Source organism: Ralstonia pickettii, assembly GCF_001699815.1.
GTDB classification, from domain to species: domain Bacteria; phylum Pseudomonadota; class Gammaproteobacteria; order Burkholderiales; family Burkholderiaceae; genus Ralstonia; species Ralstonia thomasii.
Genome location: NZ_MCGB01000096.1, coordinates 110,477 through 123,976, shown reverse-complemented (window position 1 = coordinate 123,976; position 13,500 = coordinate 110,477). Strand labels below are relative to the sequence as shown.

The 13,500-nt window shown below is 58.9% G+C and carries 11 protein-coding genes; 5 read left to right on the top strand and 6 right to left on the bottom strand.

All coding sequences use genetic code 11. The features are described 5' to 3' along the window. Window positions 1–453, top strand: a complete 453-nt coding sequence (locus BEK68_RS20725; protein ID WP_024541798.1) for a hypothetical protein — start codon at window positions 1–3, stop codon at window positions 451–453. A 156-nt stretch (window positions 454–609) separates the two neighbouring features. After that, on the top strand, window positions 610–996 hold the full coding sequence (locus BEK68_RS20720; protein ID WP_024541799.1) for a hypothetical protein: 387 nt from the start codon (window positions 610–612) through the stop codon (window positions 994–996). A 478-nt stretch (window positions 997–1,474) separates the two neighbouring features. On the opposite strand, the gene BEK68_RS20715 is transcribed toward BEK68_RS20720, so the two are convergent. The 3 genes from BEK68_RS20715 to BEK68_RS20700 all read right to left on the bottom strand — a co-directional run bounded on the left by BEK68_RS20715 (window position 1,475) and on the right by BEK68_RS20700 (window position 6,407). Then, complete coding sequence (locus BEK68_RS20715) at window positions 1,475–2,638, bottom strand: GGDEF domain-containing protein (RefSeq protein WP_024541800.1); 1,164 nt, start codon at window positions 2,636–2,638, stop codon at window positions 1,475–1,477. A gap of 863 nt (window positions 2,639–3,501) precedes the next feature. Continuing rightward, window positions 3,502–4,566, bottom strand: coding sequence for a porin (locus BEK68_RS20705; RefSeq protein WP_004631565.1), 1,065 nt, complete (start codon window positions 4,564–4,566; stop codon window positions 3,502–3,504). 296 nt (window positions 4,567–4,862) lie between these two features. Beyond that, on the bottom strand, window positions 4,863–6,407 hold the full coding sequence (locus BEK68_RS20700; protein ID WP_024541802.1) for a methyl-accepting chemotaxis protein: 1,545 nt from the start codon (window positions 6,405–6,407) through the stop codon (window positions 4,863–4,865). A 381-nt stretch (window positions 6,408–6,788) separates the two neighbouring features. Between BEK68_RS20700 and BEK68_RS20695 the strand changes: the two genes are divergently transcribed. From BEK68_RS20695 to BEK68_RS26280, 3 genes are all read left to right on the top strand, one after another. Beyond that, a complete protein-coding gene (locus BEK68_RS20695; RefSeq protein WP_004631567.1) occupies window positions 6,789–7,655 on the top strand; it encodes a CHAD domain-containing protein in 867 nt (288 codons plus the stop codon). Window positions 7,656–7,835: 180 nt separating this feature from the next. Then, the gene (locus BEK68_RS20690; protein ID WP_024541803.1) at window positions 7,836–8,285 is read left to right on the top strand and encodes a hypothetical protein; all 450 of its coding nucleotides are present in this window, start codon (window positions 7,836–7,838) and stop codon (window positions 8,283–8,285) included. Between the two features lie 428 nt (window positions 8,286–8,713). Beyond that, window positions 8,714–8,875: a hypothetical protein gene (locus BEK68_RS26280; RefSeq protein ID WP_249262951.1), complete on the top strand. Its 162-nt coding sequence runs from the start codon at window positions 8,714–8,716 to the stop codon at window positions 8,873–8,875. A 91-nt stretch (window positions 8,876–8,966) separates the two neighbouring features. Here the strand turns inward: BEK68_RS26280 and BEK68_RS20680 are convergent, their stop codons facing one another. The 3 genes from BEK68_RS20680 to BEK68_RS20670 all read right to left on the bottom strand — a co-directional run bounded on the left by BEK68_RS20680 (window position 8,967) and on the right by BEK68_RS20670 (window position 12,903). After that, complete coding sequence (locus BEK68_RS20680) at window positions 8,967–10,181, bottom strand: alkaline phosphatase family protein (RefSeq protein WP_004631569.1); 1,215 nt, start codon at window positions 10,179–10,181, stop codon at window positions 8,967–8,969. 3 nt (window positions 10,182–10,184) lie between these two features. Further along, window positions 10,185–11,609: an alkaline phosphatase family protein gene (locus BEK68_RS20675; protein WP_024541805.1), complete on the bottom strand. Its 1,425-nt coding sequence runs from the start codon at window positions 11,607–11,609 to the stop codon at window positions 10,185–10,187. 286 nt (window positions 11,610–11,895) lie between these two features. Further along, window positions 11,896–12,903 (bottom strand): GGDEF domain-containing protein, encoded by a 1,008-nt coding sequence (locus BEK68_RS20670; RefSeq protein WP_316851923.1) that lies wholly within the window; start codon window positions 12,901–12,903, stop codon window positions 11,896–11,898. Window positions 12,904–13,500 lie beyond the last annotated feature (597 nt).

Below are 13,500 nucleotides of genomic sequence, written 5' to 3'. Positions count from 1 at the left end.
ATGCTTGAGCATCAACCAGACGAGGTGGTCGCCGCCGCTCTTTGGGAACTGGAGTCCTCGGTGTGCCGTGCATTACCCAGAGGAGCGCTCGTCAGGTCGGCCCGAGCCCACTGCGGCGGCTATGACGTGGCAGCGAAATGGTCGATGTCGACAGTCCGTGGAAATCGGCAGGAATGTGCGTTAGCCGTGCATTTCAGCCTGGCAGAGGCCAAAGCGTACTGCCGATTGAACCACCCAAGACGGGAGGAGATCTGTCGGCGCGTGAGCGAATGGCTGTACGTCCAGTTGGAATTTCAGGGCGGAGAGTTGTGCGCAGACACAGGCTACGACCTGGTGCTCACCGCGCCAAACGTCTTCTTTCTCGATGAGCGAGACGCCATTCAAGTGGGCCGTGAAGACCGGGAACACGATTTTTCGCTCTATCGTGGCGCGTCATTGCCGCCACTGATGTGAGCGGAAGTTCTGTCCAACAGCGGCTGGGTTCTGTCCTGTCCGCTGCTTGACTCTCTAAACGCAGGTTCGTTGTGCGCCGTCAACGCACGGGGTTACGCAGCATCTACCTTCGAATGGCGGCCCGTCAATGTGGGCATGCGGAAATGCGGAGGCCTTATGCGCGAGTGGATCAGCGAAGCCGAGACGACTTGTCTGCGTGAACTCCAAGATGCGCTAACTGAGACGCTGCCCCGTCGCGCCGTCCTGCGACTTGAAGGCGATGAGCTAGACGGGATAGGCGTCCACGCGTGGTGGATAGTAGAAGGCCCGCAAGGCGCCAAGCAGGTCAACTCGTTTTCATTTCACCTGACGGAGTTGATGTTGCAGGCCTACTTTCACCAGTCGATCGACGCTCGTGCAAGTACGTGCGGGCGATTGAAGGATTGGGCGCACTGGGCGCTCGAAGGCGCAGAAGAGACCGACGACAACGAGATGGGCTTCGATATCTGCGCGGTGGTCCCCGGAAGCATCTTTCACCCAAGCGGCAATTTACAGCGGCCGTAACGGCTCGGTCGCAGGGCGGATAGCGCTTTGCGTCGTTGTTCACATTGGGTGGCGGGCAGAGGGCGTAACTTACAGCTGGGATGGGCGGCGGAGCCTCTGGGGCTTTTCTAGCTAGCATCGCTCCACGACGCTCCCTGATGAGAGTAGGACGTCGGCCTTCTCATGTGAGTCAAACGTTTGCTTCTGATAGAAAAAAAGCGCCCCTGCACACGACTCGGGCGCAGACGCCTTCATCCCTCCGGAAGAGCGTCAGAAAACGCAGAGCACGCAACAATAGGGAACCATTGAATATTCTGCGTTCTTTCATTATCAGTGGATTGAAAAGAAACTTAACCACCCATTAGAGGGGAGAAGCGTACTCTCCGTTGAAAGCCACCTAGCTGAACTGGTTTCGAGTCGGGAAGTTATGCGATGGTCATCGTAAAACCACAGTTCGGCCATCGTGATTCAGTAGATTGGATTTCAAAGTGGCTGCGGTTCAATGCGTTTCAACGTCGCGCTCTTCGACTTCTGGCGCCGTGACGACTCGATTGCGCCCTGTGGCTTTTGCCAGATACAGTGCCGCGTCAGCCCGCGCCAAGGCAACCTCCAACGTATCTCCGGGCATGACGCATTCGACCCCGGCGCTGAATGTGCAGCGGACGCCTTCTGTTGGCGATCGTTCGACGGCAAGCCGCAGTTCGTTTATCAACGCCGCTGCGTCTGCCTTTTGTGCATCCACACAAATAATCGCGAATTCCTCCCCGCCTAGACGCCCGAAAAGGTCGCTCGACCGCAGTCGTGCGGTCACAACAGATGCGACGTGTCTAAGGGTCCGATCTCCGACTGCATGGCCAAAAGCGTCGTTGACGGCTTTGAATTCGTCGATGTCCAGAATGGCGATCGATACCGGCTTGCCCTTTGCAACCGCTTCGCGAAGCACCGCGTTCGCCTTTTCGATGAAGGCTCGTCGCATCAGTGCACCGGTCAGTTCGTCGATACTCGCGAGCTGTTCCATTCTTCGCGCGAGCTGATCATGTGCAAGCATCACCATCCCGGTTGACAGGCACGGCAACGTGACAATTGCGAGCCCGAGAAACAGAACGTTCCAGGGCGAGGGATCCAGAAGAGCCATTTGCGGCACACCGAAGCCTCCAGCGACGGCCCGCGCGATATGGAATAACGCGCCCAGATAGGCGGCCGCCGCAACGAATCGATATGGGTAGCGCGCACCGTCACGCGGCGCGTGACGCAGCGCCAACGTACCCACAGCGATTCGTGAATAAGCGAGCAAAATGGAGACGAGCGCGATCTTCGCACCGAAGTTCGGCGACACGTAAGTAAAGTACACCAACGCTGCGAAGGCGATGGCGAATGCCGCAGTTTCGTCGTGCCGTACGTAACTCATGCCGAAGAACTGCCGCATCCCCTGCACGAGCAACAGCATGGCCGTCACCGCAATCAACGCAGCCCCAATGGTCGTGAACTGTCCTGGCTGAGTACCGGCGACCAACATCCACGCCAAAGCAGTGGCCAACAGTGCATGAGCTAAGCACCAGCGACCTATACCCATCACCCCAGTCCGAAGCAGCGAACCAAGGATGGCGACGCTCATCAGGCAAGACATGATCACAATACCTACCAGAATGAGGGGGCTGAGCATGAGATCGGGGTGGTGACAAAAAATTGGCGAAACAAGAGGAGCAAAACCGTATTCGACAACTGAGCGCAGAACGAACGAATCCGCTGGCAGGCGATTCTGTTGCTAGATTTTGGGAATAGCAGTTGCGTGGCTCTCAAGCGGCCACCGCACCGTGCTGTTCCCGAGCTTGAAGATTGGCCGCGCGACACAGTGCATCGGCCTGCTCGGCCATTGTATGAGCGGCGGCCTAACGCTCTTCTACCAGTTCTGCATTCCGCTCTGTGACCTCCTCGATCCGATCGACGGCCGTGCTGACTTGCTCGACAGGTACATGGTGTTGGGTAAGGCGATGACGGCCGGGCAGGGTCTCAGCCTCTACGTCCTCTTATCGACTAATTTGCGTGCCACTTAATACTGTTTTCAGCAATGCAAAGCGCCATGACGGACCAAGAAAAGAGCGCCGTCTATCAGCGTGTCGGTTTAAGACGCTGCTACGGCATCGGGTGGAGCGTCGTGGGTCGATGGCGTATGCCTCGTGCTAACGGTTGGTCGGGCTTGGCAGAGGGAGGTTTCTTCCCGGCCTGAAAGTAACATTCACGAGACACCCAGGCTCCAAGCGCAGCGGACGATCCTCGCCCCCATTGAGCTGGGAATCTTCCGTCGTCACGTCTTAACCGCTCGAAACGACGGCAGCCCTGCCCGGATAGGTGCGTAGCAGCGGTCTTGCAGCGCATCTCGTTAAGAGTGTGGCGCCTGCCGCGTTCCAAAAAAAATGGCCGGCGAAAGCGCCGGCCAAACGTCCTTGAACCCGGTGACAAGTCAAGGTCGATATGATCTAGCGGCGACACGTCCCCCGACGCGTCGACCTGCCTTATTGGGCTGAATTAGAAGCGGTGACGCACGCCAACCATCGCGCCAGTCTGGTTCTGACCCGGCAGCGTGTTAGCCGTGCCAGTCACGCCATAAGTTGCGTTTCCCTTGTTGTTCACATAGCCGATCAGCGCGTAGGCGTCGGTACGCTTGGACAGCGCATAGTCCGCGTTCAGCACGAACATCCAGGAGCTGTTGCTGTCGGTACGTGCGTTCGTATAGTAGGCAGCGCCCGTCAGAGTGAACGCAGGGGTAAGTTTGTAGAGCGCGCCGAGCCAGTAAAGATTGTCGTGGCGTGCAGTGCCGGTCGTGACTTCATCGCGCAACCAGCGATAACCAGCAAACACCTTGGCATCGCCTACTGCATAAGACGCGCCAATGGCAGCGCGTTTGGCATCGAGTGCTGAGGCAGCAATGGTGCTGCCCTGGTACTGGTCATAGGCGACACCCACCGAAAGCGGACCATTTGCGTAAGCTACGCCCGCGCCATAGTTCTTGCCGACCTTGAAGCTGCCTGGGACCTCACCGCCGAGTCCGGAATTGCTGTCGCGCCCGAAGCTATAGAAACCCGTCGCAGTCAACCCGCCGAACTTACCCGTGTATTTGACTGCATTGTCGGCGCGGCCATTGAATTGGTTGTCCACCGAATTCAGCGAGTAGTTCGGTCCAACGGCCATCGGATCGTAAGCTGCGAACAGGTCGTACAGCGCGTTTTGCTGACGCCCCAGCGTGACGGCGCCGAAATCGCCCTGCAAGCCTACGTAGGCCTGGCGACCAAACAACCGACTACCCTGCGCAGATTTGCCGGTGTCGATGTCAAAGCCGCTTTCCAATACGAAGATACCCTTCAGGTTATTCCCCAGATCTTCAGCGCCACGGATGCCCCAGCGCGACCCAGATAGTCCACCAGAGGTGAGCGCGGTGACCGAGCCGTTGCTGTTGGCACCGCCTTTCACGTGGCTTTGATAGCTGACGCCGGCGTCAACAATGCCGTAAAGCGTGACATTCGACGACTGCGCAAATGCGGCGGCAGGCACGGTGCCGGCCGCGATTGTCACTGCGAGGAGAGTTTTTTTCACTGTTAGCCTCAATTGCTGTTTGAACGAATGAATCTGCGATGGGGCCTGTCGTAACCAGCTAATGAACGCGCCCCCGAACGCTAAGGCGAGATAATGCGTCAGTTATGTGACAGCAATAAGTAAACAATCCAGATGAACGGCTCTTTAATGTTTCTTTTTTAGAAATAATCGATCCGAGTATTGCGCTACTCGAAAGACAGGCTGCAGTGCGCTTGCCAGCATCAAGCCCTGCGCTCAGCAACTCGATGAGCAGGTGATGCCATCCGCAGATTCCTGCATACCGCGTGGCCTGTTCGTCAGGCGCCCACCGCGCTGTCCCTGAGCTTGAAGACTGCAACCGCGCGGCGCAGTGAATCGGCCTGCTCGGCCATGGCATGCGCGGCAGCCGACGCCTCTTCCACCAATGCCGCATTCTGCTGGGTGACTTCTTCAATCTGGCCCACGGCAACGTTCACTTGATCGATACCGGTGCTTTGCTCGGCCGAAGCTGCGGAAATCTCGCCAACGATCTGCGTCACGCGATGCACCGAGGTGACGATGTCATCGATGATGGTGCCGGCTTCGTGCACCAACCGCGCCCCCGCTTCCACGCGCTCTGTGGATTGACTGATCAAGCCCTTGATTTCCTTGGCTGCCGAGGCGCTACGCTGCGCGAGCGTGCGCACCTCGCCTGCCACGACGGCAAAGCCCCGGCCCTGCTCGCCGGCACGGGCCGCTTCAACTGCAGCGTTGAGGGCCAGGATATTGGTCTGGAAGGCAATGCTGTCGATGACACCAATGATCTCGCCCACCTTCGCAGAGCTCTCAGAGATGCCTTGCATGGTCTGCACAACTTCGTTCATGACCTTGCCGCCGCGTGCTGCGGTGTCGGAAGCGTGCCCCGCGAGCGAGGAGGCCTGCACGGCGCTCTCCGAATTGCGTCGGACGGTTGAGGTCAGCTCCCCAATGTTCGCGGCGGTCTCTTCCAGCGACGCCGCCTGTTCTTCCGTACGCGACGAAAGATTCAGGTTGCCCGCAGCAATCTGTGAGCTGGCAGCGGCAACGCCTTCGGCATTCCGACGCACTTCGCTCACCACGTTGGCAAGGTTGGTTTGCATCTGCTTGAGGGCATGGAGCAATTGACCGATCTCGTCTGTGCCGCGTGAGTCAAACGGCTTGGCTAGATCGCCATGCGAAACCGCGCTGGCCACATCCGCCGCGCGGGCAAGTGGCTTCGTAATGGTGCGGCTGAATATGAAAGCGCCGGCCAGCCCCAGCCCGAATGCCACGAGCATCAGTGCGGAGCTGACGACCAATGCGGTGTGCGCGGCTTCAGCCGTTTTGGCTGATACGGCGATGCTTTCCTTCGCGATCTCTTGAGCCGCTTCATCCAGCAGGCGTGCTGGCTCGCGATCGACCCCGGCTACGACCTTGTCGCCAACCGTAGGGTCGAACGAGGCGGCGACGAACATATCGTGGCCCTTTCGGTAGCCGACGCCCATGGCGACATGCGCTTCGGCAAATTGCTTGATCAGGTCTCGACTCTTGCCAGGTGGAAGCGAATCCTGCAGCGCCTTTGCCTGATCAGAAACAGCCTGCTCACCTTTCAGGAAGGCCGCCCAATATTTGTCCAGCTTGACTGGGTCTTCACCACGCAGAAGCGTGTCCTTCCACTCCTGCACTTGCGTTTTGAAGGTAACGAGCATTTTCGTCACCGCCCGCTCATCGGCGACGCGGGCCTGCACGGTGGTGTTGTATTCAACGATGGAGTGGTTGAGCGAAGCGATTCCGTAGATTGCTCCGGAGAACATCAGCAGCAGCGCAATACCAAAGGCGAGGGGCAGTTTGATCGACAGTTTCATGATGACGGGTAAGACGAGTTCGGCGAGACCTGGTCCTCGCCTGGACGTCTTCTTATCGGCCAATCTGCGTGCCACTTAAGATGAATTTTTGCAGTGCACTATTGCTGCGAAAATATGTGCGCCGTCTACCACCCTGCCGCTGTTGAAGCGCGACGCGCTCGCGCCGTGTCCTCTATATTTACGGTTGATAGGTGTCAAGGCCAGTGCCGAGGACTCGTCTACAGTGGGCTGATAGTCTGGTGGCCAACGTCTCCGGCTTGGCTCCTACCTCTCAATGGAGTGATGAGACTGCATGTGTGTGTCAGCAAGCCGCGCATCGATTCAATTGGGAGATTGGGCTGCTCGCTGCGACCGGTGCTCTGATCTCAATGGGCAATTCTGATGGTCAACTCCGCCGCATCATCTCCTTTGCATGCCGAAGCACAGGCCCTGTCGATGCTCTCTCGGCTGGCCACGCCTGAGATCGCAATCGTCGAGCACTGGGCACCAGAGTATCTACGGAGCAACGACCCCGAGATCGGTCATCGGATGAGAGTCGCCATCCGTAGACTGCGGGCGCTGTTGTGGGCCTATCGGGACCTGCTTCCGAAGGCGCTGGCCGATGACTGGCGATGCAGGCTAGCGGATGTTGCGGCTCAAATTGGGCCGCCGAGGAACTGGGACATCATCGTCAACGTGCTGTTGCGCGCTGCCGTTCCGCCGAGCCAGCCCTCTGCCTTGATCTTGCTGGAGGCGTTGGAAGACATCAGGCAGCGCGCGCGTGCCGAGAGCCGCGTTACCTTCGAAGGCATCGGGCCTGAGAAGCTGATGGCTGACTTTAGAGAAGCGATTGGCAACGCAACGCAGGCACAGCCAGAGACCAGCGAGACGCTCGGAAAGTTTGCGCCCGCCAGTATTGCAGCGGCGTCCAGGCGGGTGAATCGAGCGCTTCGTCGCGCGTCGAATGGTGGCTTGCAGGAATTGCATCAGACGCGTATCCAAATCAAGCGACTGCGTTACCTGCTTGAGTTCTTCTCGCCCGTGTTGGGAAAGAAGGACATCAAACGAATTCGCCGACTGGAACAGCTTCAAGACGCTTTAGGAGAGCTGAACGACGTGGTTGTCGGGGCAACCTACATCTCCCAAGTCCCCGTCAGGCCGGAGTACGCGACAGCCCACGAACTGTTTGTGCAATGGCTTAGAAAGGAGAAGAAGGCCCGACGTCGTGCTGCTATTGCCGCATTAGGGTGTCTTCCTTGCGAGCGCTGAGGTTCTACTTGGAGCACCGGTCGGGGAGGTGCAGTCACTTATCCACAGAAGCAGTGGGCAAGATCCGGTCCGAGCTTTGTCAGGAGGCGTCGGGCCTCAGCCTGATCGGTGTGTTCAAATTTTTTGCCCGTCGGAAACTATATATACTGTTTCAGTACACATCAGAAAAGGGGGCACCAGATGGAACTCGAAATGGCAAAGCAAGCGGCAGTGGCTGAGAACGCATCGTCCAGTGCGACAGCAAAGACTGGCCGAACCAAATCTGAAGCGAGCGCAGGCGCGCGAGCAACCAAACAAAGCTCGGCCAAGCCGGCGGCATTGCCAACCGGGCAAGAGAAGAACCAGAAGAAGATAAAGCGTGCTGCCAGCGTGGCTACCCCAGCGGGAGAGATGGCACCGGAGAAGCCGAAGAAAACCAAGGTTGTGCGGGACAGTTTCACGATGCCGGAATCAGACTATCGAATGCTCGCCGAGATCAAGGAGAGGTGTCTCGCAGGTGGTAGGAAGGTCAAGAAGAGCGAACTCTTGCGCGCTGGAGTCAACCTACTGGCCGCGATGCCGGCGAATCGTCTGCTCGCCGTCGTAGCGAAACTAGAGTCTGTGAAGACGGGCCGACCAGCAAAGGATTGATGGTGCGGTATTCACGCTGACGACGATCTGCCAATCAGCGCTTGTATGGACCGGCATACGCGAACTGCCCCCTTGCCCCCTACAGGTGCGAACCTACAGCGGACCCCTGAACACCGAATCGGCAAAAAAACGCAGCCATCTTGGCTGCGCACGAGGAGGAAAAACCCGACCTATCTTCTTTGAATTAAGTTACATGAAAGCAATGACAAAAATGTCATACATGTAATGTAAGTCTTCGACAATTGCCTTGCAGCCGTCGCCTGCCGACAATATCAAGACAGCGATGAATACTTGGGGGCGCTGGAATGCAGCAGTGGGCAATTCAGCAGTTCAGGGGCTGCTCAATACAGGTGCTGGCCGTGCTCGGCAGGGGCTCCGGATTCAGATACGCATACACAGGGTTTATCTGCGCACCACGGGACGGTGCCATGTCCTATCCGCAGATGCAGCGGCTCCATCGTGTGTCCGCCGATCTTGATTCGGCCGATGCAGCGATCGCCGCAGGCATGCGCGAGGGTCGTGTGATCGCCGAGCGGTGGTTCCCGGCGTTCCTTGAGGGGGGGCAGACGGAGCCGCAGACGCCCATCTGACAGCTTGGCGCATGCCCTCAGCCACCGAGGGCATCTCGCCGTAGTCTTTTTGGCCAGCCCGATGTCGATCGCGACGGCATCGCGGGAGAGATCAGCGCGCGGCGCTGTACACGTCGCTGCCAAAGCCCTGCAGGCCGTTCATGCCAGCATAGCCAAGATGCGATAACCCGAAAACGTCCTCGATGCTCTTGAGCAGGGCATAGTGATTGTAGGGCGTATTGCTGACCGTGCCCGGCTTGACGAAGGGGGAGAGCACCACCGCGCCGACGCGGCCACCGCCAGGGCCGGTCAGGCCCGGCGCGACCGAGTTTGGCCCAGTCGGCTCACCGCAGCAGGCCGAGGTGTCATTCGTATCCGCTTCGTCGAACGTGATGATCAGCAGGCCATCGGACTGGAACGCCGGTGAGTTGATGATCTGCGGCACCCAGGCCTGCAGGAACCGGTTGACCGCCGGCAGTCCGCCTGCGCTCTTGCCGTCCGCGCAGGTGGGCTCGTCGTGACCATCGTTGCACAGGTTTGGCACGATGAAGGAGAACGCGGGCGTGGTTGCAACGCTGTTCAGATCGGTGGCCAGCGAATCGAGCCGCACCACATGACTGTCGCAATACGACTGGTTGTCGATCACGGAGTGGAAATACATGAACGGGTTGTGGCGCGTCGCGTATCCGTCCGTCGCGATGGCGGACTGCGTGCCGTCCTTGCCATTGAGGGCGGGGTGGGAGCAGGTCGATCTGCCGTCGCGCGTGAGATCGTTGCCCATGTCTTCCATATAGCCGCGCCAAGCCAACCCTTTGGCATCCAGTTGGCTGGCGATCGTGCCGATGGCGGCAGGGTAGACACAGCCGGTTCCAGTCACCTGCCCGTTGGCATCGGGGCTCATGGTGCCCAACCAGTCGGTGTAGTACTGGCAGTCAGCCTGGGTCTGCGCATTGGGTGCCTGACCGCTGATCATGGTCAGGTAGTTATCGTTGCTGTTGTGGCCGGTACCGTAGTACTGAGTCAGCAACGCGCCTTGGCTCGTCAGCGTGTTTGCGAGGTAAGGCGCTTGGCTGCCAGAGCCGAAAGTCTGGGTATAGCCTTTGTTCTCCAGCACGATGACGAACACATGGCCGATCCGGCTTGCGGTTGGCGTCACTGGGGCCTGCGCGGGTGGCGAGACTGGAGCCGGCGACACTGCTGCCGAAGGCCCACCTGTCGAGTTGGCTGCATCGCTCGCGCCGCCGCAGCCCGTCAGCAGGCAGGCGAGGAAGGTTGCGAGGATGCCGCTGGTCAGCCAGTTCAATTTGGAAAGTCGCATGATGGCCATGATTCAAGGAAGAGGAAAGCCCAACGAGGTGGCGATCGTGCGAAGGGAGCTGATGCCAGGAACGCCGCTGATGCCGGGGACGCTGCCGGTGATGGAGCCGGAGCACACGCCCCCGAACGGACCTTGCGGGACCGAGTAAGCCGGCGCAGACAGGTTTGGCTGAGCGACGAAGTCGAGCGCGTAGGCGATCGAATTGGTGTCCGGCAGCCCGCCACGCGCGCCGAGGGCGTTCAGCCCGAAGCGCCAGGTTAGCAACTGATGGATTGAACTCGGGTCGAGCGGCCAATGACTGACGTGCCCACGCTTGACCCGGGGCCCGATCAGCACCATCGGCACACGGAAGCCGAGGTAGCCGTCGTTGCCCAACTGTGTCTCTGCGGCAGACACCGGGCGCTTGAACGGCGGCACGTGGTCGAAGAAGCCGCCCCACTCGTCGTAGGTGATGATCAGCAGCGTTTTTTGCCAACCTGGACCATTACGCACGGCATCATAGATTTGATTGAGAAAGACCTGTCCGTTGCGGATATCCGAGTTCGGGTGATCATCGGCCGATACGCCTTGCGGGTTCTCCCCGGTAAAGCGCGGATCGACGTATGAGAATGCAGGTAGGGTGCCGGCTGCGGCGTCCGTCAAAAACGTTGCGAACGGTTTGGAGGTATTGAGATACTTGGCGCCAAACAGCGCCGTGAACGGCACGTCGCTGAAGTAATAGTTGGCCGACACGCCCTTTTCGGCAAAGCGATCGAAGATCGTCGGGAGCGAACAGGTTGCATTGGAGTTGTGTAACCGGTCAGTCTCGCCACACATCAAGTAAAACCGGTTCGGATACGTCTCCGCCAGAATGCCGCAGTGGTAGCTGTCGCATACCGTCCAATCGCGAGCGGCGGATCCGAAGAAAGACAAATCCTCGGCCTGGTAGTAGCCGATTGGAAACAGGTCGCCAGGCGTCTTGTTTGTGTCGGCCGTGAGCAACCATCCGTCCATCTTCCCGCCATTGAGCTGGGTGCGCGCTCCCTCGTAGCTGTGATCCGGATCGGCAAAGCCGCAGCCCTGGAAACCATACTTGGGATCAGTCGCGAGGCGGAACGAATTCTGCGGATTGCCAAAGGCGTCGATGAACTGGAGTCCAGCCTGCTTTCCGTGGGCGCCTGGCAGCCAGCCCAGATAGTGGTCGAACGATCGGTTTTCCATCACCACCAGCACGACGTGGTCGATACCCGACTGCGCAGGACCGGGCAAGACCGGTGGCACCAACTGGGTTGGCACGGGCGCGCTGCCCGTAGATGAGGCGCCACCTGAATCCCCCGAGAGGCTGCCATCGCCGCCTCCGCCACATGCAGACAAGCCGGCACCGGCGAGCGTTGCGGCCGCCGCACCAAGCAATCGGCGGCGCGTCTGGAAACGCACCGTTGAAATCTTCTGAGTCACGCTACTTCTCCTGCTTATTTATCGCCCTGAGGGCATCCCTAGAACGCGCGGACAGTAGCAGTGGTGCTCGGACCATCATGTGACAGGATCGCGAAGTAGAGTCGTGGCTCTTATTCAAACGGTCTGGATGCGGCGTGTGGTGCACACGTCGTCAAGACTGCTTCGAGATTAGGTGCGGGTATGCAACGCCTGGCGGACGGGCGCGGGATAAAAATCTGGCAACGGCAGCGGAATCGCAGTTGGAGGCGAGCGAGTTGTCAGCTCACCCGCCATCACAGAGGAAACGCTAGTCGATGAACACAGTCCGGTTCTTGCCAGAGGTCTTCGCGCGATACATCGCACTATCTGCGCGACGCATGATGGCGGGGATGTCGAGTGGGGCGTCTCGCGTGTCGGCTGAAAACAGGTAGACGCCGATGCTGGCCGACACAGAAACCGGATGCCCATCAACGGTTTGAATCGCATTCAGTACCGATTGGACTTCATCTGCAATGGCTTGCGCGTCTGTCTTGGTATAAAGGTCGCGCGCCAGAATCACAAACTCGTCGCCTCCCAAGCGGGAGAGCGTATCGCCCCGGCGCATCCGAGCTTGCAAGGCATGGGCAAAGCGTTGCAGCAGCAAGTCTCCTACTCCGTGCCCATATGCATCGTTGACTTGTTTGAACCCGTCCAAATCAATGAGCAACAGAGCCGTTCGGTACGCTTCCCCGTCTTGAGCAGAAAGGACGCGTGCGACGGCCTTCTCAAGGCTCTTGCGATTGCTCAGACCCGTCAAAGGGTCGGTAGCGGCTCGCTTCTCGAGCCTGTTGACCAGCACTGACAAGTAGATCGAGGTTGCGGTAACCCCGAAGGCGATGCCCAGCGCGGCGGAAAAATTCTCTTGCCACCACGGTGCCCATCGCATGAGCGTGACAATGCCAGCAAGCGCGACAGTACAGGAGAGTGCCAACATGCGCTTGCCATGGCGACACCCTGCGCCTACCAAAAACCAGAAAAAGGCCCAAAGCATGGGCAATGCAATCCGGCCTCCTGCGGCAAGAATCATCACCACCGACGCCTGGTCCATGACGGTGGTCGTCACTAAGCGCGTGCGCGATGGGGCGGACACTGTGTTGACAGCCAAATACGTACCGACGCTGAATACGGCATAAAAAAGACATACCAATAGCGTTCGGTATGCCTCAGGCGTTGGTTGGATGAGTGCAACGACTGTATAGGCCAGGAAGGGGAACGGGCCTAGATAGACCCGCAACAGCGCTTGCTCATACTCCGGCAGCCTTTCAACGGTGCTCAAACGCCGGGCTCCGCTTACGCCAAGTAAATCTGCCCATCTCATATGAATTCGCAAACCACAACCTTTCTTGTTTTGGCCGAGTGTAGTTGATGCGCAGGCGCTTCGGTTCATCTGCCAACGTAGTTAATTGGTGGGGTTGCGCGACCGCGCAAACCAAATCGAACCGTTGATTACCGACGTTGGTGGATGTAGGGCGTCCCCCCTCTCGAGGGGGGGCACATATATATTGACGTCGTTCATCTACGTTACGGTACATCACTGGCTCAAGCATCGCGGCATGCCTACATTGCCAGCGCTTCCTCAGATCGCTGGGCACGCCGGACGAGTACTTGCCAAAGTACTGACGCCGCTCTGAAGAACTGGTCCCCACCGGCCGACACTTGCAAACAAGTGACCATGCTGTCTCATCGCACAGCGCAGCGCGCCCCGCGTCGAACCTTGGTCTGGGACGATATTCGTGGTCAACTGGAGCGCTGGCGGCAGCATATGCGACGCCGGGGCGATCAGAGAGTGGAAAAAGCCCGAGATGCGATTGATGCCGCATGCCAGGAAATCCTCAGCGAAGGGGAGCGATCAATTTTCGCGAAATAAGAAAGC